The following is a 21612-nucleotide window of genomic DNA, read 5'->3' as shown; positions in this document are numbered from 1 at the left end:
TCCCGATAGTTGACGAAACCTCAAACATATTTTTTCGGCGATTTTCCCTAAAATAGAAAGCGTAACTTTTTGACGCCTCAGGGTCGTGGCCAGAAAACATTTGGCAGTAACTCAATGGGTTATATGTTGCTTAAACAACCGCGTGGCCTTCGTTGAGGGGCATCGATCCGGCTCCTGTTCCGAGCGGAGGACTATCCCCGCTGACAGCCGCCCGACGTGTCGGGCTGAGCGCTGCAATCACGGCGCAGGCGCAGCCGCAGCGGCGGCATGCTCGCAGCCGATCCTTTGCGGGTTGATGGCGCCAGGTGCCGCCGCTACCCGCCTTGAAAAAGGACCCGTATCAGGATTCACTAAGGCTCAGGTGCTCAGACTCCGCGCTTCCGACGACTAGGCTCTGAAGCCGCACCTCCAAGACAATAGGGTTTCCCTTTGCCGGATAGGCGGTCAGAAACCCAACGCTTTGGCCAGCATCGGTTCAAGAACCAGATGCGGCCGACCTCCCTTTTCGCGAAGCTCCATTGCCCTTATGATCTTCGTGCCTTCGTGGCTGTGCTTCCAGTCCCGAGACGCTTCGGCCGCGACGATGAGGTAGTCGGTCTGGCCGCAGACGGTGTCCTTCCAATCACCGCCGCGTTCGCAAATCATCGCAGCGACTGCCTTTCGCGGGCCGATGGCGAATTTTCCCGTGAGGACGAACATCCGGCTCGGAATCACGAACTGGCTTGCATCCTCCAAGGCGCCGTCAATGACACCCACATTGCCGAAGGTAGGCAGCCCCGTGTCTGTCGCGCTGTCGCCGACAAGACGGGCAATCCACCCGCATATGTCTTCTGCCTCGTCGGCGGTTATGCGACCGTCAGCAAAAGACCTTCTGGCAGTTTCTCCGAGAGATGCCACGCGGCTGTCTCTGCGCAGGACCACACTCGAGTCCAACCTGGACAGCAGTTTTTCGACCTCTGCTGGCGTGATGGAGTTGTCGCAGGCGATACCGGCACAGAATCCGTAGAACTCGTTGACTTCGTCCTTGTCGTCAGCGGCGACAAACTCCCGTGAGCGTATGCCGATTATCGTTTCAAGGACGGCGTAGATCTCTTCGGGCGCGTTACCCCAAATGTCCAGATCGCGGATGAGCTCGGCAGCATCATCGTCGTGAAGAAGGGACAGGAACTGCTCAGCTTCGACCCTGAGTGGCGGCATCTCCGCCCGCTCGACCCGCTCGCTGGCCATCACGCCCTTCAAGAACCCGAGCCAGTACCCCAACGCCTTGCGGTGATTTGCCTGCGCATGGACTCTACCGAGCGCGGCCCCTTCGTGTTCGAGTTTGCCGCTCCTTCCGCGGAACACTTCAACCATTGTCGCCCCCCTCGACGCTACTTTTCGATTGTAGCAGACATCACAACACTCATCTATCCGCCGACTAGACAACGCGTGCCGAAACCGGAAGGCTTAATCCCCTTAGCTCCTTGCTTTCGAAATGGTATGGCCAGGTTGCCACCCCCAGGAACGGCGTTTCGCCCGAGCGGCCGACCAAAGAAGACGCTCTGGACTCACCAAGGATCAGGCCGCCTGAACCCGGTCCGCCTCCGACGCGCTCTGTCCCTCGCGCAGCCGTGCTCGTCCTCAAGGGACGCTCCGCTCAAGCCCTTGCGGAGTGCGCGCGCCTGCGCTTGACGGAACGCGCGACGGCGGCTCCGGGGATCAGGCTTGGGTTCCAGGCCGCTTCGTGCGGGAACCTAAAGCTCGGAGACCGCCTTCGCCCACTATGCCGACACTGTTCTGTCCCTGGCGCTGCCGTGCTTGTCACCTTTGATTGCATCTGCCGAATTCTCGCGTATCCTGCGGCTGCGCATGTGAGCACAAGGTGGCGCCTGGCGCTTCGACGAGCCACCCCAGCAAGAATCAGCGTCGGCATGGCGACCGAAAATGCTGAGGCAAGAGACCGCCACTCCAGAAGGAAACGTTCGTCATGGATTCCCATGCCGTTATTGCGTCCCTGCCAGTCGCCGGGGCCGACCGTACTGTGCTTATCGAGGCCGCCAACGCCGCGTTCGAAAGGGTCATTGAGCGGATTCAGCCGGCCAACGAGAAGCTGACTCGCACCCTTTGGGACGCCGAGTCCTATATCGATAATGAAATCACGGCAGACATGTTGCCTATTTCCCGGGACGAGGCTGCGTACCTCGTCGACGTGTTCCTGGTGCATCATGTCATCGGACTAGCTGTCGCAGCCAGACGAGGAGGCCGCTGAATCCCGGCCGTGAACCTCCCAAGAGGCAGCTGGATCTGCCTGCTGCAATCTCGCGGGCCGCGCGATCAATGCAGTGATCTTTGCCGCCATCTCTTCAAGGGTGGCGGTGAGCCGGTTTATCTAGGAGGCGGTGGCGGCCAGTTCCGGGCCGTAGCGGTGACGAGATATTCCGGTTCTGGCTAAGGGACTGGAGATGCTTGGCCGTCTTCGCGCGAAGGCGCAGGCCCGCCTCCAGGGCGTGCTCCGTGCGTCTCACAGGTCGTGCTGCTGCTGCAGTTTGCGGATCTGATTGGGATATGCCCACGATGGAGCAAAGCGCGGTCGGGTTAGAGTTCATTGGCATGCCGAGTAGCCGCGCGATGGAGTGGCCGTTCCGACGGCCTCTCCCCAAGACTTAGACTACTAGGGAGACGGCGCCGCCACTTCGTCCTCCATGTCGAGCGATTTTTCGACTGCCTCCGGATTCCGGGCGATGGTCCAAAGCAGAGTATTCGCCGCTGCATCCGGTTCCGAGCGACCTTGCTCCCAGTTTCGAAGCGTTGCCAGATCGAGGCCATACCTCACGGAGAACGCCTCCTGGGACAGCTTGGTGCTATCCCGAACTTCGCGAACGCTTATCGGCCGCGGCGCATGAACCTTCGCGATCACTCCTGCGGACGAGAGTTCGTCCTTCAGTGCCCGCAGGTCGTCGACGCAAGGAACAATCACGAACGCCTTGCCCTGATCGACCATCTCCGTGAGGACCGCATGGGCCGTCCTCAGCGGCAGCTGTCTCCTGACGAGAACCCTAGCAGCCTCAGGAGTATTCGCGCCGTGTAGAAAGCTGAGGCTCAGCCGGACGGGAGAGCCTGACGACACCTGGACGATGTCCCGGGTTCGCACCCGTTGTCCGAACCGCTCCATGAACTTCGATGTAGTCGACATTAAGCTTCTCCGCGATCACTCGACCGAGCTTGCGCAATTTTGGACCAACCCCATTGGACCTGGGCATCGCCTCCAATATGGAGGTCACGGACAACAAGATGGTTGCTGCCCATCTCCACGTCCCCCAATAGCTGAAGCACGCCATCGGGCGTGACGACATCAAAGAGGAGGCATGGGTCCTCCGAAATTTCAGCGTCCACAATGAGTTCGATATCATCGGGCTGCACACGCGTTCCCTACGCAAATTGCTTATAAAAAGTATGTCAGGTGCTGGCGAGGGTCAAGGCCGCACCGGTCTTCGAATTGGCGCGGTGCTAGCACTCCCGAATCGTGCCAACTTGGCGCTGCCGGGCCGCTCGGACGAGGTGAAAACTCCCGCTGCGAGCTTGGCCCGGGAGCGCCTACGACTTGGTGCTCCGAGTGGACCCCGCCAACGGGTCGGTTGCAGCCGTGGCATCCCTCCCTTCGGAGAGCTTCAGCAACGCAACTCCGGGGCTGCCAACACCCCTTTTATTTTTGGGTATTTGAAAAAACACCTTGCCTGCTATGTTGTCTAAAATCGATTTTTGTTAAACGGAACCTGCGGAAATCCCGATGACGAAGACAGCTGTACGTATGCGTCGCGGCCAAGAATCCGTGGGCAAGCGAACGAGAACCCTTCCCAAACTGGCTGAGAAATTGCAGATGCGTCGCTTGGCCAGGATTAACGCCGTCCTGCAGAGGGCGGAAGAATCCGGCCTGCGCGCTGAGAAGGACGGCAGGATTGCGGGACGGGTGAGTGCTGATCTCATTAAGATGGCCAAAGCTCGAACCGGATTGACATCTGATGCCGAGCTCGTCGAATTTGCGTTGGCCAATGTGGCTCTGGAAGACGACTTCGGCGAGACCTTCAGGAAAACACGGGGAACTGTGGATCCGACGCTGAAGCTCGGATTCTGAATTGGCCGATTTCGACTTTGGTGCGGCCGTAAGATGGTCGCGATTTGATTCCCAAAAACCTTGAGCCGCGGCCCCGACATGGAGCTGCCGATCATCGGCAACCTCGTCGGGCCTGAAGTTCCGGGCGAAGGCGGCAATGATCCAGCCATCTTCGGCAGTCGCCCGACCCGGGATGCCTCATTCGTCCACGCAGGACGGCCCCAAGACCTGCGGCAGCCTTGATCCCGTTCCAAAAAAGCTCAATGCAGACTTCCGGTTATGCACAGGCAGGCCGCGTCATAATTTGGATGGGATATAGCGTCCAGATTTGGCCATAGCCGATCTTGAACTGTTCTTTCCAATCAATACGATAACAGACAATTCGGTCAGAACTCGAATCTTCTCTCTGACAGGAGCTAATGCCATGGAAGGGGTCACGCGGGCGGTTCAAATGCGTACGAAAAGAGCCAAGGAAGGTGCTTTGCTCACTTCGAAGGAATTCGTTGGCTCTGGAAACCGTGCGGCAGCCGATCAAGCTCTCAGCAGACTTGCGAAAAAGGGCCAACTGGCGCGCGTCTACAGGGGAATGTACACGCCCTCCAGGAAGACGCCGTATGGATATGTGCTGCCGGAAGCGGAAGCCGTCGTGAAGTCGTACGCTTCGTTCAGGTGAGAGGATCGTCAATTCCGGTGCTACGGCGGCGAACCAGCTCGGCCTGACGACACAAGTTCCGGTTCAAACAGTCTTTCTCACGACCGGAAAGTCGAAGAACCTGAAACTTGGCCGCTGCACAATACGCCTCAAGCACGCGCCCGCTTGGATCACGAGCCTGCCAAAGAATAGGTCGGGCGAAGCTATCCGGGCAATCGCGCACCTTGGCCGATCTAACGGTGTCCACTACGCGAAATTGCTCAAGAACAGACTGACCCCCGAGGAATGGACTCGCGTAGTCGCCCTCAAGGCGAAAGTGCCCGCTTGGGTCCATGCGGCGATCTCGAAAGCAGAAAATGAGCGGTGAACGGAAACAGACCGCCCGTATTGGCTGTACGTCGACCTGATGTTTGCCGCAGGCCAAATGTCCAGGAACGCCTCATCGCCGGATTCAGCCCTGTACTAGGCCGGGCGTGCTCAGGATCACGTGACGGACCGCCTCATAAGAACGGACATAACCGGCGCAACGACAAATGTGCGGCGCAAGCGCCTGCTCGATCGTGCGTATCGTGCGTTCGACATCCGCCCTACGGACCGGCTTCTCTTTGAGATGCTCAACCAGCACGGTTGCACCGGTGACAAAGCCCGGCGTGCAATAGCCGCACTGGAACGAAAAACGTTCGACGAAGGCCTGCTGAATCGCCGAGAGCCGGACGACATCGCCATTCGCGTCGCGTTCGGCATGCGCTTCGATGGTGCGGACGGACTTGCCATCGAAGAAATGCGCTCCGGTGATGCAGCTCCGCATCTCGCTAGAATTTCCTTCCGGCCCATCGAGAATGATCGCGCAGGCGTGGCAGATGCCTTGGCCGCAGCCAAGCCGCGAGCCCGTGAGGTTGAGATATTCGTGCAGGAAGTCGATCATCATCAGATCGTCGGGTACGTCGACCGGGCCGACCTTGCGATCGTTGACGGTCATCGAAAGTGGTCGCGTGGCGACGGTCACGGGAGGGCCTCCAAAATCCTTTCCGGCGTGATCGGCGTTTGATAAAAACGCTTGCCGATGCGTGGTTGACGGCATTGACGATCGCCGGAACGATCGCGATCATCACGACCTCAGCCATTCCCTTTGGTGGGTCGATTTCGGAAAGCGGCGCCAACACCTCCGATGTCTGTGTCCAGACCGCGACATCCCTGGCATGCGGCAGGCGATACCGGTTCCAGTTCCACGTCCCGTCGCCGGGACCGTCCTCATAGAGCGGCAATTCCTCGAGCAGGGCGTGGCCGACGCCCATAGCCAGGCCGCCTTGGAGCTGACCCGAGACGAGTTCCGGCACGATTTGAGTGCCGCATTCGAGGATGGAATGATGTGCAAGGAGCTTCACGTCGCCTGAGGCGGTGTCCACTGCGATTTCGGCGATCGTCGCTACGCCCGTGTAACAGGTGCCGGCGGCGTTCTGGCGCTTTACCGGCGGATAGAAGACCTGGCGCCGGTCGAGAAAATGGAAGCCGCCGCAGGTCATCAGCGCCTTCAAACCAGCCGGCGCGCTTTGGCCATAGCAGACCGAAAGCGCGTCGACCGGCAAGCGGACGGCGCCGACGTTCGGCACATCGAACACCGCCTCGGCCCATTGCCAGCGGTTGAACACATGGACGCTGACTCCCGTGACCAGGCCGAGCCTGTGCGCCGCCGCCGCGAGTTGTTCCAGTGCGAGCGGCTCCATCCCTCCAGCCGTCAATTTGCCATCTGCGATCCGCACGTCCGCCATGTCGACAGCGAGCGGCCCCGCCCGCCCGCCGCCCGGTCCACTCGACCAGAGCGCGACCGCAGCCGGCCAGAGCGACAGGCGCAGCAGCGCCCGCGCCGCCGTCCGCGTGGCGTGGCCGACGAAATAGGCGCTGTTTGAGGCGCTCATCGGTGAAATAAACGAGGGCGTCCAGCGCGGATTGCGTGCCAGCGCGTCCTCCCTGTCCTGCGGCGTCGTATAGGGCTCCTCGGGGGAGACGAGAGGCATCTCGGGCCAGTCGACGATTCCGAAGGCATAGTCGTGCGGCACCCGGCCGATGATGTCGGCGACCATCACCGCCTGAGAGGTGGTCAGGCCCGTGCCGATATCATTCCCGTTCTGGCGCATTGTGAGCCGGCCGGACGGATCGAATGACAGCGTGGTCACCGCTGCCTCGGCTCCGGTGCCGTAATCCTTCTGCACCTGCGCGAAACCGATGCCATAGCGCTTACCCGGATTGGCGGCATCGAACGCCGCTTTGTTCGCATCGCGATCCCTCCACAACGGATGGGCACGGGCTCGCTCCAGGATCTCCTCGGTTCTTAGCGCCTCGCCGGCAATGGCGCCCTGCGAGTTCTTCATGCCGGTCTTGAACGCGTTCTTGAGGCGAAGCTCGATCGGATCGATGCCGAGCAGTTCGGCCGCCTCATCGATCATCATCTCGGTCGCGGCCATGGTCTGCAGCGTTCCGTACCCGCGCGTCGAGCCAGCATCGACAGCGCGCGAAGCGCGGACCTCGACCGAGAAATCGCTCTTCGGCAGATAATAGATGCTCTGCGCCGCGCTGGCCCCGACCTTGCCAACCTCGGGCGAGAAATTGCGCCGTCCTCCGGCATCCGTGCGATAGTTGCCTCTCATGATGCGGAAGGCGTGCGTGGAGCGATCCACGACAAGCGTATTCTCCATCCAGAAGGCATGGCGCTTCAACCCCATCTGGAACTGCTCGAAGCGGTCGTTGGCAAGACGCACCGGGCGCCCGTCGCCATAGAGGCCAGCCAGGACGGCGTAGTAGGGAAAGATCGAATGATCCTTGGTGCCGTATCCAACCGTGTAACCGATCGAAAGCTCGAGCGCCTTCACCGCGAACCGCGATTTCGACAGCATTTCCAGCGTCGAGGTCGCCACCTCGTAAGGCGATTGGGTCGCGATGAGTGCGTGCAGGGTCGAACTGCCCGGCTCGAACCAGGCATTGCCATTGTCGGCTTCCATCGCGCAGGCGTCGGTCGACTGCGAGAAATAGCTTCGCTTCAGGACCAACGCGCCGTCCCCGGCAGCCGTGATCTCACGCTCGATCTCGCCCGCCGCCCACAGGGCGCGGGCCGCCGCATCGCCGCTCCGATCCGGCTTCGGCCAGACGACCCGATCGCCGTCGAAACTGCCGTAGATGGTGGTGCCTTCGAGCGGAGCGGTTTCATCCGATATCGTACCGCCGATGCGCACGAACCGGCTGGCGCCGTAATGAGGTGGCGTTTCGTAGCCGCCGACCGCGCCCCAGCGCACGATGCCCTTGGCGAAACGGACCAACCGCTTGGCCGCGTCGAACCGCGCGAAATCCTTGTAGATCAAGAGCGCGACTGGCTGACCGAGCAGGCGCGGAATGCGCCCCTTTGGCACCAGGAACATGTCGCCATAGAAGCCGGGAGCCGTCGTTTCCGGCGGCGCAAGACCATCGCGCACAAGGTCTTCGCCGACTATCAATCGGTCGGGCTTGAGACCTCCGCCCAGCAGTGAGAGGTTCAGCCCGTCGAACGGAGCGTCGGCCCGGGTGCCGCGGATCAGGAACGCGTGGCTCTGTTCTTGCGGCCAGCCCGCTATGTCACGGGCGCGAAAATCGCGGGTGAAGGTCTTTTCCCCGGTGATCTTGGCCACGGCGTCCATCCGAAAACGCGGCCGACCGTCCGGTCCGATCCAGTTTGGCGAACGGCCGGGAGAATTGGCAATGGGCGCAGCGGGCCGGCCCAGAAAACCGATCTTGACCGCGATCCCCGCACCAGCCGCCGCTGCGATGAACTGGCGCCGCGAAACCCTGCCGCTCATGCCGTCTCCCCGAACGGCCGAGAGCCCGACCCTACACCCGGCCGGCTCGCCTCACCTATGTACTCCCGACTCGGGGCCGTTTCGCCATTCCGGCATCGCCGACAAACGGAACGGCCTTGCCCGGTCATGAAAAATCGCCGGGCCATTGCGTCAGTCCGCAAGATTGAAGCGCATGACTTCTGCTTCGGATCCGAATGTCCTGATACACACGTTTTTCTGTTGTGAGCCCTTCGAAGGAGATGGTCGAATTCTATGTGGCCGGGCGACACCGGCTGGCTTGTATGTCGCCCGGCGCCCCGCGGAAACAACATTGCGAGTTTTTCCCTTCCTGAATCCGACGCCTGATCGGGCGGCTATTTTACAGCCAAGCTAGCCGCCCACGTGCAGAACTCCCGACAAACTCAGCGGCGCTGCGCGGTTTCTTAAACTTCCAGTCACGTTTGCAACGCGCGTGTTGGAATCGTTGAATCCACGACACATTACCCCCACGTTTTGGCCACGAAGTTGCCGCAATATCCCTCGACATAGCCGGCGTTGCCTGAGACGGTTCGGTCCGGCACCGGCTCAACCAAGCCCCCCCGCCCAAGGGTCTGTGCCGGATCGAACCACTCTCTTCATGAGGGACACAGGTCCGAACCCCGAAATGCGCTCATCAGAAGCAAGCTGATCCGCTTCATTGATGCGTGGTCTCCCAAATTGCACAGGGCGGCAAAGACCTGCACGGCGACAATGGTTTGACGCGCGCCTCGGCTTCAGGCGAGAGGCAACTCTGGCCGGCTCTACGATGCCTTCGATGTGAGAGGCTCCTTCGAAGTAGCAACCTGATGCTGGTCGCTAAGCAGGCTTGCCTACCCGTCGCCGCTGTCGATGCTCCCATCATAGTTGGTGTCCTCAACTGTGCCTGATGATCCAACGATCTCGTCGATGTTGCAGTGATCGTGGTAGATCTCGGTCACTGTGCCTTGGCTCTGGCTGCAGATCGGCTCCCTGTTCCCATAGGTTGCGGTCGAACTAAGTTCGAACCGCGTCACAGGCTTTCACACGTGAAAAACGCTGACCGCCATGTTGCTCTCCGCATCGGGTTCGCCCAGGACGTGAAATGCCGCTTTGTAGGATCCATCTGTTCCAACCGCTGGCAGACAGACAAAGTCGACAGCGACCGACGCAATGATGCCTGTCATGTTCATTCCTGGGATTCCCCTCTCGGTCTATCGCGGTTCCGCGCAAGTTTAGGATCATCTGCTGCATCAAGCGTGCCAAAAGAGAAAAGCTTTCAACTGCACGGTTGTGGGCCGCCCGTGTCAGTCGGACCTCTGACATTGTTGCAAAGTCGACACTGTCTTGAGGTCTTCGGTCGCGACCACGCAAGCCAGAGCTGACTCGGCGACGAGAGGCGGGGGCATCGGCAAAAGACGCAACACGTTGAATTGCCCAAAAACAGGCATGGTGTCAGGATGGCTGCATTCCCGCGGTAATACCAATGGCGTCTGACAAGCAGAGCGCGTCGGCGCCACTTGCACCCTCATCCATCGAACTCTTTTGACCCGATCGTAGGACCATCCACAGTTGGCCCCGGACAGGAGCGCGAGAAACCGACCGTCTTTGGGGAAAGGTTTCTGTGAGTCGAGGGGATTGCAGCCAAAGCAAGTTAGTCGATGGCGGGCCTGCATCAATGCGGTTGGGGCGCAAAGCCGCGCGGCAATTGCACCCGGTCAAGGTGGCGCTGAAGTATGCCGTCCTTTCCGAGGTGGCTGCGCCAGGCGACTCCCGTTGAGAAAACCCCGGAACAAAGGCATTGAAGACGTCGCGATCGCCCAGCCGACGGTTGGCTCGCCGCGGGCTGGTGCTGACGACCGCGGCACATAGACGACAGGCGGCCGCGTCGAGAACGGAGCGGCATTGCGCGATGCCGTGCTGCCCGCCCGCGCGCGTTTTTGCCGTCGGACCTTTGCTCCTCGCCTGGCGCCGGTTGGGCCGGGGGATTGCCACGGGTGGCCTGCGGCAGGAATGCCTTGGCGGTGGCATGGTACAGCGATGCTATTGGCGCGGCGCGGCGCAAATTGCCGGTCAGGTCGCGACTGATTTCCTTGCCGAGGGAGCACGACAGCTCGGCCGCGGCTGATCAGCCGGAGTGGGCGATGGTCCTCATCGAAACCGTCGAGCATGCAAGCCTGCGCCCAAAGGAGAACCTGCTGCGGGGGATCTCATGCCGGGCTCTTGCAAGGAACCGGAAGGGGGAGGTGAAAGAGTCGGCGACGGCGTGCCATTCATGCCCTCGGGCAGACCCCACTCATCGCATTTGATGCCAGCCTCATCAGATTTTCCTTGGCTCAGGCGGGCTCTTGGCAGACCCACAGAGCTGGGAACCCTCTGCCAGACTACAACTGTAACATCATATCTGTTCAGCAGGTCAAGCTTCGGTGGTAACCTCATTGCGTAGAATAGCGACTTTGGAGACCGAGCATGGATCGCGATAACAAACGGGCACGCGCAGCTGCAAGTTCATCCCAAGGCGGCAGGGAACCCAGCAACATCCTGTCCCTTCCAGAGGGGGCATTAAGCGAGGTAGCAGAACGGCTGGTAACCGCTAACCCGCGCGATACAGCACGAAATCTTGGGGGCTTCAAAGACCTCGGGACGCAAGCGCGGACAGCCGTTCGGGGCACTCAACCCGGGCCAGAAACTGACCTCGCGAAATTTGAAAGGCGGGCCAATCAGCTCGGACAATCAGCCATGGAGCTGGCCCGGAAATTGACAGACGGATTGGGGTACCAGCCGGATAACGTCGCATTGGAGCAAGTCAGAGCGGTCAGTAGTATAGCCAATTACATAACGCCACAGATGCAAGATGCTGTTGTTAATCGCATTGGCAACATGGAGCCACCGGAGCAAGCTCTCGGAGCTCTTTACGCTTCACAAAACTTCGGTAAGTTTAATGACGCAAATAAATCCCGCATTTTTGAGCAGGCCATTGAATTGGCGGCTGATCCTCATAATCACCACATGGTCAAGGAGAACGCACAAAATGCCATTATCGCCGTGTATCATGAATTAGACGCAAATCAACAGGCGCAAGCTAGCTCACTTCCCCACCTGCATGGTCTGTTGCAGAACATGCCTCCGCCGCGGTATGCAGCAGCGGAACGGAATGCGAATCTGGACGGCCATATAGCAGGTCTTGAGGCTGCAGTCCGTGCGACAAGCGCGCAAATCTCCTATGAACAGCTGCAGCGGGGTGGTCTAGTCGGTCAGGCCATTAACCAGGACTTCAGTCACGCTCGAGACGACCTGATGGCTGCCTCCAGAAGCAGAGATCGCTCGGGCCGTTGAGGTCTCGGCCATGGTACAGTGACGCCTTCTCTCCCGAATTCCGTTCACGGCCTTGCCGTTTCCAATTCGCTGTCCGTTGACGTACCTGCCTGGTGTAACTTTCAAAAACCACGTCTGCCGGGTGGTCGATGCAAGCATCGCACCACCCGCTGCGGCATCGATCTGTCGAGCGGCGACATCGCGCGACGTCGGTTCGGTGTCTGAAGCAAGCGCAGCACTAGCTACGGCTAATCCGGCAATGGAACAATGCCCTCAACAAAAACGACGCCCCCTAACATAGCCGTTAGCATCGCGTGCTCGCTCGCCTTGGGCTTCTGCGCGGCAAGTCTGTACGCAACGTTCCGCCACGGGGGTAGCGGCGAGGCTTTGATGACGTTTGACGTCCGTGCCTTTTGGTTTGAGACCCCCTTCTATCTGGGTTTCGCAACCCCCGTCTTCTATCGGGGCGCAGCTATCTTGCTCTCGACGTCCGCGGTCGTCTTGCTGATTCAGCGGATCGTATTACGCCACAAGCTCGAACACCACGGGACGGCTCGTTGGGCTCGAGTGGATGAAATGCGACGCACCGGATATCTGCGACGATACCGTGGCGTGACAGGCCCGGTATTTGGGAAGACGAGTGGCCCTTTCTGGCCTGGCTACTACCTGACCAATGGCGAGCAGCCTCACAGCCTTATCGTTGCACCGACCCGTGCTGGCAAGGGCGTCGGCATAGTCATTCCAACGCTACTTACATTCAAAGGCTCAGTGATAGCTCTGGATGTCAAAGGGGAGCTCTTTGAGCTCACCTCGAGGGCGCGCAAAGCCGCAGGCGACGAGGTGTTCAAATTCGCGCCGCTGGATTCGGAGCGGCGCACAAACTGCTACAATCCGCTGTTGGATCTTATAGCGCTGCCTCCACAGCTGCAATTCACCGAAGCCCGCCGCTTGGCCGCAAACCTGATTACGGCGAAGGGGGAGGGCGCGGAAGGTTTCGTCAGCGGCGCGCGAGATATCTTTGTCGCGGGGATCCTTGCCTGCATCGAGCGGGGCACGCCAACAATCGGCGCCGTCTATGATCTCTTCGCCCAGCCGGGGGAGAAGTTTAAGCTCTTCGCGCGACTCGCCATGGAGACCCAGAACAAAGAGGCACAACGCATATTCGACGACATGGCGGGGAACGACACGAAAATCCTGACCTCCTACACTTCCGTGCTCGGCGATGGCGGGCTCAATTTGTGGGCGGATCCCGCTGTAAAGGCAGCTACAAGTCGCTCGGACTTTTCGGTCTATGATCTTCGCCGTCGCAGAACGTGCATCTATCTTTGTGTTGGTCCGAACGATCTTGAGGTGATCGCGCCTTTGATACGCTTGTTTTTTCAGCAAATCGTTTCAATTCTGCAGCGGTCGCTGCCCCGCCGGGATGAAAAGAACGAGGTTCTCTTTCTGCTCGATGAGTTCAAGCACTTGGGTAAGCTGGAGGCGATCGAGACCGCAATTACGACCATCGCGGGCTACAAGGGTCGCTTCATGCTCATCATCCAGAGCCTCTCCGCACTGACGGGGGCTTATGGCGAGGCTGGCAAGCAGAATTTTCTCAGCAATACCGGCCTGCAAGTGTTCATGGCCACTGCCGATGACGAGACTCCGAACTACATTTCCAAAGCTATCGGTGAATACACGTTTCAAGCCCAATCGATTTCCTACAGCCAGGCGCGCACGTTCGATTGGAACATCCAGAATTCACATCAGGGTGCACCGCTGTTGCGTCCCGAACAGGTGCGGCTACTTAATGACGAGTACGAGATCGTTCTCATCAAAGGTCTGCCACCATTGCAATTGAGGAAGGTGCGATATTTTTCGGACCGCATACTTAAACGCATCTTCGAAAGCCAGACAGGCGCCCTCCCGGAGCCGGCACCCTTGGTGAAAGCAGACGAGGGGCTCTCGGCAGAATCTCAACCCGATCAGGAACTGCGTGGATTGGCGCAGAACTTTGACGATACAGTTTGATGTGAGGCTAGTGTGGACCCGCGAAATAGTAACCCATCCCGGGTATCAGCTTTGTCACAGGTGCAGGACGCCGGCTTGGAAGAGGGGCAATCGGACCAGGCACGGCAAGTGGGCGATGAGCAGCACCTTGCCGAGGCCCGGAGGCTGTTCGATCAAGCTGACGAGTCGCCAACCAATCCAGAAGAGGTTCTGCGACTAGAACAATTGAGCGCAGGGCTTGAGCGACGGCAGGATGATCAAGCCGCCTCGTCTCTTTTCAGCGACCCAGGCATGCCCGCTGGACGGGGTGACCTCAACAGCATCGTGGCGGACGCTTTCGCAGCGGCCGGCTCTGGGTACGCCGGAGTTGAGGCCGCCGCCCCTCCAGCGTTAGCTGCCAGCCAACAGCAGATCCGGCCCTCGCCGGATGCGCTTGACCAGGGCAACCACCTGCCACCCGAGTGGGTGATCATCAACGATGAACATTACACAGCGCTGTTGCGGCCAGCGGAGAGGCAGAGGGCCCTGAATACGCCGCAAGCCGCCGCCATTCAGCCGCCGCTGAGCGAAATCGGCAATTCAGCCGGCCGCGTGCCGATGCAGCCTCCCAGGCAGCAGTTGCCATTGGAAGGGGTACCTGTTCAAGGGACATGGTCCGAACACATCGGAAGGCTGCATGCGGAGGCCGCGCCCTCCGCAAGGGCTGAGCCCCCCGCTGCCATCGAGAACTCCATAAACGTCTCATTCGCCGTCCCCAAAGGCTTCTCCCATGGGACTCAAGTCCCAGACGCGATGCTCTCTTTCTTGGACCGCCATGGCTCCTTGCCGGATGCGGGCCAGGCCCGGCAAGTGGGCTTTGAGCAGCACGTGGCCGAGCCGCGCCGAGCCGATCCTGTCGCGAATGGCGCCCGCGCTACCGGCTATCCCCATCTCTCCGGCGAACACCGGGACGTTATTGATAAGGCGATCACTCACGTTGCGGCTCAGCAAAAATATAGCGAGAGCACGGTCCGAAAATACACGTATGCACTTCGCCGATTGGCCAATGATCTCGGCGCTCGTGGCCAAGCGACTGATCTAAAAAATCACCAATCCCTGGTCGATCACGTCGATGCTTTCTTTCCGAAAAACGATGATATGAAGAGGGCGTTGAACGTCCTGCGTGCGTATCATGAGCCGGGCTATTCAGCGACTGCTGGCGCCCCTGCTACCCGCTATCCCCATCTGTCCGACGAACACCGAGACGTTATTGATAAGGCGATCGGCCACGCTGCGGCTCAGCAACACCATAGCGCGGAGACGCTTCGAATATACTCGTCTGCGCTTCGCCGATTGGCGAATGATCTCGGCGCTCGCGGCCAAGCGACTGATCTAAAAAATCACCAATCCCTGGTCGATCACGTCGATGCTTTCTTTCCGAAAAACAATGATATTAAGGATATAAAGCCGGCGTTGAAGGTCCTGCGTGCTTATCATGAGCCGGGCTATTCAGCGACTGGCCGGTGGCCAGTGACGGTGCCCTCAAAGGCAGACGCGTATGTCTTGGAACAAGTGACCAATGACAGCAGGTTGGCCTCAACCACCCGTGCTGTCTATGGTCGTAGTCTTCGCAGATTTTCTGAGGAGCTTGAGAGTCGGGGCCAGACGATCTCTGGGCTGGATCACGATTCGCGGATCAAATTCGCCGAGACGTTGTTTCCAGGCCACCCCTATCTCCGCTTGGCGCTGCAACGGGTTCGCGATATGGAGTCCGCGTCAGACAGAAGCGTGACGGACGCTTTCGCAGCGGCCGGCTCTGGGCACGCCGGAGTTGAGGCCGCCGCCCCGCCAGCGTTAGCTGCCAGCCAACACCGGCCCTGGCCGGATGCGCTTGACCAGGGCAACCACCTGCCACCCGTTCCATTCGCCGTCCCCAAAGGCTTCTCTCATGGGACTCACCGCGTCCCAGACGCGATGCTCCCTTTCGTGGACCGCCACGACCCCTTGCCGAATGCGGGCCAGGCCCGGCAAGCGGGCTTTGAGCCGCACGTGGCCGAGCCGCGCCGAGCCGATCCTGTCGCGAGTGGCGCCCGTGCTACCGGCTATCCCCATCTTTCCGACGAACACCGGGACCTTATTGATAAGGCGATCGCCCACGTTGCGGCTCAGCAAAAATATAGCGAGAGCACGGTCCTAAAATACAGGTATGCACTTCGCCGATTGGCAAATGATCTCGGCGCTCGTGGCCAAGCGACTGACCTAAAAAATCACCAATCCCTGGTCGATCACGTCGATGCTTTTCTTCCGAATAAGGAGGAAATAAAGAGGGCGTTGAACGCCCTCCGTGCCTATCATGAGCCGGGCTATTCAGCGACTTCTGCTACCCGCTATCCCCATCTGTCGGACGAACACCGGGACGTGATTGATAAGGCGATCGCCCACGCTGCGGCTCAGCAACACCATAGCGCGCCGACGCTCGGAATATACTCGTCTGCGCTTCGCCGATTGGCGAATGATCTCGGCGCTCGTGGCCAAGCGACTGATCTAAAAAATCACCAATCCCTGGTCGATCACGTCGATACTTTCTTTCCGCAAAACAAGGACATAAAGCCGGCGTTGAACGTCCTGCGTGCGTATCATGAGCCGGGCTATTCAGCGACTGGCCGGTGGCCAGTGACGGCGCCCTCAAAGGCAGACGCGCATGTCTTGGAACAAGTGACCAGTGACAGCAGCTTGGCCTTAACCACCCGTCTTATCTATGGTCGTAATCTTCGCAATTTTTCTAAGGCGCTTGAGAGTCAGGGCCAGACGATCTCTGGGCTGGATCATGATTCGCGGATCAAACTCGCCGAGGGGTTGTTTCCAGGCAATCGTTATCTCCGCTTGGCGTTGGGACGGGTTCGCGATGCGAAGCCCGCGTCAGACAGGATCGTGGCGGACGCTTTGGCAGCGGCCGGCTCTGGGCACGCCGGAGTTGAGGCCGCCCCGCCAGCGTTAGCTGCTAGCCAACAGCAGATCCGGCCCTCGCCGGATGCGCTTGACCAGGGCAACCTCCCGCCACCCGAGCGGTTCATCGTCAACAATGAACATTCGACGGCGCCGTTGCGGCCAGCGGAGAGGCAGTGGGCCCCGCAAGCCGCCGCCATTCAGCAGCCGCCGAGCGAAATCGGCAATTCAGGCGGCCGCGTGCCGATGCAGCCCCCCATGCAGCAGTTGGGTGAATTGCCATTGGCAGGGGTACCCGTTCAAGGCACAGGGGCCGAACATATCCGAAGGCTGCATGCGGAGGCCGCGCCCTCCGCAAGGTCTGAGGCGACCCCCGCTGCGCTCGAGGACTTCATAAACATCTCATTCGCCGTCCCCAAAGGTTTCTCCCATGGGACTCAACGCGTCCCAGAAGCGATGCTCCCTTTCCTGGATCACCAGGGCCTCTTGCCGGACGCGGACAAGCCGGAATGGAACTACGAGATTAAAGGTCACGGCTACACCGCCCGGAGGCCAGAAGGAGGCAACGACGTTTGGCTTGTCCATCGCGGTGCGATGAGGGAAGCTGCAGCGGCGGCAGTACCGGCAAGGGCTCCAGCACACGGCTTGCCTGCGACCGCCAGGCTGTCAGACACCTATCGCGGTGTTCCGTTGGTCGATCTGACCACCTCCTCCGATGCACAGATCGCAGCGCTTCCGTCAGGTTCGTCCAACCTTCCCGCGGGGGCGGTGCTCGGGGCCACCGAACTGCTGAGCGACGCCCATATCCAGAGGGATTACGAATTCCTCCAGCAGCAGTTGCAGCAGGCCGATCCAGCGCTCGCCGCCCGAACGCGGCTGGTGGATCCCTTGGTCTCCCAGCAACTGCGCCGTCACGACCGAGACGCGCAACATACGGTGCTGTCCATCTATCATCAAAACGACGTCGCAGCCGACTTCGTGTTCCTGCCGGTGAACAGTGGCAATCCTATGGCTACGGCGGAGAATGAGGGACGCAACGAGCATTGGTCGCTGCTGCTCGTAGATCGCCGCGACCCGGAAAGAGCGGTCGCCTATCACTACGACTCCATCCATCAGAGCTATCGACGGGGATACAATGACGCGCCTGCACGAGAGCTCGCAGCAAGACTGGACGCGACCACCGTGGTGACACCCGTCATGGCGCAGCAGAACAACGGTGTTGATTGCGGCGTCTTCGTGGTGGACGGCACGCGCGCGCTGGTTCAGAGATTGGCGAACCAAGAGTGGCCGGAACGGCAGCGGCCGCTGCACCTCGACAACCTCGTCGCCGATCGGCAGGCGCTGCAAAACCGACTGAGGCAGGGCCGCTTGCCGCACGAGCTTGCCGCAATCCCCGCGGAAGCTTTTGGAGCAGCCGGGTCGCAGGTGCAACACGCCGTCTTGCAAGAGCAGCAAGCCCGACAAGTCGCGCCAGCGCCGTTTGACCAGCACTTGAGCAAGTCGCGCGAGGCCCATGACGAGCTGACGCGTACACTTGACAGGAGCAACACCGGGGGCGTCATCATCAACACTGAACATTACGCAGCGCTGTTGCGGCCAGCGGAGAGGCAGAGGGCCCTGAATACGCCGCAAGCCACCGCCATTCAGCAGCCGCTGAGCGAAATCGGTAATTCAGGCGGCCGCGTGCCGATGCAGCCCCCCATGCAGCAGTTGGGTGAATTGCCATTGGAAGGGGTACCTGTTCAAGGGACAGGGTCCGAACACATCGGAAGGCTGCATGCGGAGGCCGCGCCCTTCGCAAGGTCTGAGGCACCCCCCGCTGCCATCGAGAACTCCATAAACGTCTCATTCGCCGTCCCCAAAGACTTCTCCCATGGGACTCAAGCCGTCCCAGACGCGATGCTCTCTTCCTTGGACCGCCATGACCTCTTGCCGGTTGCGGGCCAGGCCCGGCAAGCGGGCTTTGAGCAGCACGTGGCCGAGCCGCGCCGAGCCGAACCTGTCGCGAGTGGCGCCCGTGCTACCCGCTATCCCCATCTGTCCGACGAACACCGGGACCTTATTGATCGGGCGATCACTCACGCTGCGGTTCAGCAAAAATATAGCGAGAGCACGGTCCGAATATACACGTCTGCACTTCGCCAATTGGCGAATGATCTCGGCGCTCGCGGCCAAGCGACTGATCTAAAAAATCACCAATCCCTGGTCGATCACGTCGATGCTTTCTTTCCGAAAAACGGTGATATAAAGACGGCATTGAACGTCCTGCGTGCGTATCATGAGCCGGGCTATTCGGCGCCTGGCCGGCGGCGAGTGCCGGTGCCCTCAAAGGCAGACGCGCAGGTCTTGGAACAAGTGGCCAGTGACAGCAGCTTGGCCTCAACCTCCCGTGTTGTCTATGGTCGTAGTCTTCGCAGATTTTCTGAAGCGCTGGAGAGTCGGGGCCTGACGATCTCTAGGCTGGATCATGATTCACGGATGAAATTCGCCGAGACGTTGCTTCCAGGCAGCCGCAATCTCCGCTGGGCGTTGGGACGGGTTCGCGATATGGAGTCTGCGTCAGACAGAAGCGTGACGGACGCTTTCGCGGCGGCCGGCTCTGGGCACGCCGGAGTTGATGCCGCCGCCCCGCCAGCGTTAGCTGCCAGCCAACACCGGCCCTGGCCGGATGCGCTTGACCGGGGCAACCTCCTGCCACCCGAGCGGTTCATCATCAACAATGAACATTCGACGGCGCTGTTGCGGCCAGCGGAGAGGCAGAGGGCCCTGAATACGCCGCAAGCCGCCGCCATTCAGCCGCCGCTGAGCGAAATCGGCAATTCAGCCGGCCGCGTGCCGATGCAGCCTCCCAGGCAGCAGTTGCCATTGGAAGGGCTATCGGTTCAAGGGACAAGGTCCGAATACATCGGAAGGCTGCATGCGGAGGCCGCGCCCTTCGCAAGGTCTGAGGCACCCCCCGCTACGATCGAGAACTCCATAAACGTCTCATTCACCGTCCCCAAAGGCTTTCCCCATGGGACTCAACACGCCCCAGACGCGATGCTCTCTTTCTTGGACCGCCATGACCTCGTGCCGGATGCGGAAAAGCCGCAATGGAACTACGAGATTAAAGGTCAGGGCTACGCCGCCGAGAGGCCAGAAGGGCGCAACGACTTTTGGCTCGTCGATCGCGGTCCGATGAGTGCATCTGCAGCGGCAGCAGTACCGGCAAGGGCTCCAGGACCCGTCTCGCCAGCGACCGCGAGGCTGTCAGACACCTATCGCGGTGTTCCGTTGGTCGATCTGACCACCTCTTCCGATGCACGGATCGGAACGCTTCCGTCAGGCTCGTCTAACCTCCCCCGGGGGGCGGTTCTCGGGGCCACCGACCTGCTGGACGACGTCCATATCCACAGGGATTACCAGTTGCTGGAGCAGTACCTGCAGGCGGCCCACCCAGCGCTCGCCGCCCGAACAAGGCTGGTGGATCCCTTGGTCTCCCAGCAACTGCGCCGTCACGACGGGGACGTGCAAGGTAGGTTGCTGTCGATCTACCATCAAAACGACGCCCCAGCCGACTTCGTGTTCCTGCCGGTGAACAGTGGCAATCCTATGGCTACGGCGGAGAACGAGGGACGCACTGAGCATTGGTCGCTGCTGCTCGTTGATCGCCGCGACCCGGAAAGAACGGTCGCCTATCACTACGACTCCATCCATCAGAGCTATGGACGGGGATACAACAACGCGCCTGCAATAGAGCTCGCAACAAGACTGGACGCGACCACCCTGGTGACACCCGTCATGGCGCAGCAGAACAACGGTGTTGATTGCGGCGTCTTCGTGGTGGATGGCACGCGCGCGCTGGTTCAGAGATTGGCGAACCAAGAGTGGCCGGAACGGCAGCGGCCGCTGCACCTCGACGACCTCGTTGCCGACCGGCAGGCGCTGCAAAACCGACTGAGGCAGGGCCGCTTGCCGCACGAGCTTGCCGCAATCCCCGCGGAAGCTTTTGCAGCAGCCGGGTCGCAACAAGCCGTGTTGCAAGAGCAGCAAGCCCGACAAGTCGCGCCAGCGCCGTTTGACCAGCACTTGAGCAAGTCGCGCGAGGCCCAGCACGAGCTGACGAGTACACCTGACAGGAGCAACACCGGGGGCGTCATCATAAACACTGAACACTACACAGCGCTGTTGAGACCGGCGAAGAGGCAGAGGACCGATAATCCGCAAACCCTCGCCACGGGGCGGCAGGCGAGCGAAGCAACCACGACGCCCATCAGGCAAGCCTCCGATCAAGCCCGAGCGGACCTCATGGCTTCCTCCAGAAGCAGAGAGCGCTCCGACGCAGGGCGTTGAGCTCGATGGCCGGGATGAAGCAGAACAGCTCTTTGGCGACGGAGAGGCTGATGCGATCTCCGGACCGGTAGCTCTCGCCGTAATTGATCAGGCTGGCACTGTTGGCAGGCGACTGTAGGCCTGGAACTCGCCGATCGCCAGCCAGGAGCTGAGACGATCGCCGACCTCAAGATCGAGGACGATATCCGCGGCCGATCGGCCAATGAACGCCGTGCGATGCGTCAGGAAAATAGCCGCGCTATTGTCGCCGATCTTGAACCTTACTGCGCGAAAAGCTCGGCCTGATCAGTCAGAAGACCAAGCTCGCCGAGGCAATCCGCTACACGCTCTCACGCTGGGAAGGCCTCTCGCGCTTCCTTGACGACGGCCGTATCGAGATCGATAGCAACACCGTCGAGCGCTCAATCCGTTCGATCGCCATCTCGGGGTCATTCTGCCCATGTTGGGCAGGAGATCGAGGTCCATTACCGTTGGCACCCGTATTTCGG

Annotated in this window: 12 protein-coding genes and 1 pseudogene; 8 read left to right on the top strand and 5 right to left on the bottom strand. The window is 60.4% G+C overall.

Annotated elements, in window-relative coordinates; genetic code table 11:
- Positions 1–444 precede the first annotated feature (444 nt).
- The gene (locus AC0L17_RS28800) at positions 445–1353 is read right to left on the bottom strand and encodes a BRCT domain-containing protein (protein ID WP_473518266.1); all 909 of its coding nucleotides are present in this window, start codon (positions 1351–1353) and stop codon (positions 445–447) included.
- A 613-nt stretch (positions 1354–1966) separates the two neighbouring features.
- Here AC0L17_RS28800 and AC0L17_RS28795 point away from each other — a divergent pair.
- Complete coding sequence (locus tag AC0L17_RS28795) at positions 1967–2248, top strand: hypothetical protein (RefSeq protein ID WP_473518265.1); 282 nt, start codon at positions 1967–1969, stop codon at positions 2246–2248.
- A gap of 402 nt (positions 2249–2650) precedes the next feature.
- Here AC0L17_RS28795 and AC0L17_RS28790 read toward each other — a convergent pair whose 3' ends face one another.
- Positions 2651–2980 (bottom strand): helix-turn-helix domain-containing protein, encoded by a 330-nt coding sequence (locus AC0L17_RS28790; protein ID WP_473518264.1) that lies wholly within the window; start codon positions 2978–2980, stop codon positions 2651–2653.
- Between the two features lie 786 nt (positions 2981–3766).
- On the opposite strand from AC0L17_RS28790, the gene AC0L17_RS28785 reads away from it, so the two are divergent.
- The 3 genes from AC0L17_RS28785 to AC0L17_RS28775 all read left to right on the top strand — a co-directional run bounded on the left by AC0L17_RS28785 (position 3767) and on the right by AC0L17_RS28775 (position 5109).
- The gene (locus AC0L17_RS28785; protein WP_473518263.1) at positions 3767–4111 is read left to right on the top strand and encodes a hypothetical protein; all 345 of its coding nucleotides are present in this window, start codon (positions 3767–3769) and stop codon (positions 4109–4111) included.
- Positions 4112–4514: 403 nt separating this feature from the next.
- Positions 4515–4763 carry a DUF6088 family protein gene (locus AC0L17_RS28780; protein WP_473518262.1) on the top strand — a complete coding sequence of 83 codons (249 nt, stop codon included), beginning with the start codon at positions 4515–4517 and terminating at the stop codon, positions 4761–4763.
- A gap of 4 nt (positions 4764–4767) precedes the next feature.
- On the top strand, positions 4768–5109 hold the full coding sequence (locus AC0L17_RS28775; protein ID WP_473518289.1) for a DUF6088 family protein: 342 nt from the start codon (positions 4768–4770) through the stop codon (positions 5107–5109).
- An 84-nt stretch (positions 5110–5193) separates the two neighbouring features.
- Here AC0L17_RS28775 and AC0L17_RS28770 read toward each other — a convergent pair whose 3' ends face one another.
- The 3 genes from AC0L17_RS28770 to AC0L17_RS28760 all read right to left on the bottom strand — a co-directional run bounded on the left by AC0L17_RS28770 (position 5194) and on the right by AC0L17_RS28760 (position 9747).
- On the bottom strand, positions 5194–5667 hold the full coding sequence (locus AC0L17_RS28770; RefSeq protein WP_473518261.1) for a (2Fe-2S)-binding protein: 474 nt from the start codon (positions 5665–5667) through the stop codon (positions 5194–5196).
- A complete protein-coding gene (locus tag AC0L17_RS28765) occupies positions 5555–8566 on the bottom strand; it encodes a xanthine dehydrogenase family protein molybdopterin-binding subunit (RefSeq protein ID WP_473518260.1) in 3012 nt (1003 codons plus the stop codon). The genes AC0L17_RS28770 and AC0L17_RS28765 overlap by 113 nt, the downstream gene beginning before the upstream one ends.
- Positions 8567–9603: 1037 nt before the next feature.
- Positions 9604–9747 carry a hypothetical protein gene (locus AC0L17_RS28760; protein ID WP_473479330.1) on the bottom strand — a complete coding sequence of 48 codons (144 nt, stop codon included), beginning with the start codon at positions 9745–9747 and terminating at the stop codon, positions 9604–9606.
- 1282 nt (positions 9748–11029) lie between these two features.
- On the opposite strand from AC0L17_RS28760, the gene AC0L17_RS28755 reads away from it, so the two are divergent.
- From AC0L17_RS28755 to AC0L17_RS28740, 4 genes and pseudogenes are all read left to right on the top strand, one after another.
- The gene (locus tag AC0L17_RS28755) at positions 11030–11896 is read left to right on the top strand and encodes a hypothetical protein (protein WP_473518259.1); all 867 of its coding nucleotides are present in this window, start codon (positions 11030–11032) and stop codon (positions 11894–11896) included.
- A 246-nt stretch (positions 11897–12142) separates the two neighbouring features.
- On the top strand, positions 12143–13888 hold the full coding sequence (gene virD4 / locus AC0L17_RS28750; RefSeq protein ID WP_473518258.1) for a type IV secretion system ATPase VirD4: 1746 nt from the start codon (positions 12143–12145) through the stop codon (positions 13886–13888).
- 75 nt (positions 13889–13963) lie between these two features.
- On the top strand, positions 13964–21124 hold the full coding sequence (locus AC0L17_RS28745) for a Ulp1 family isopeptidase (protein ID WP_473518257.1): 7161 nt from the start codon (positions 13964–13966) through the stop codon (positions 21122–21124).
- A gap of 127 nt (positions 21125–21251) precedes the next feature.
- Positions 21252–21549, top strand: a pseudogene (locus AC0L17_RS28740) (IS66 family transposase); the annotation flags it as partial.
- Between the last annotated feature and the right edge of the window lie 63 nt (positions 21550–21612).

This window comes from Mesorhizobium sp. WSM4829 (assembly GCF_055811475.1).
This window is presented reverse-complemented; position numbering and strand designations above follow the sequence as displayed.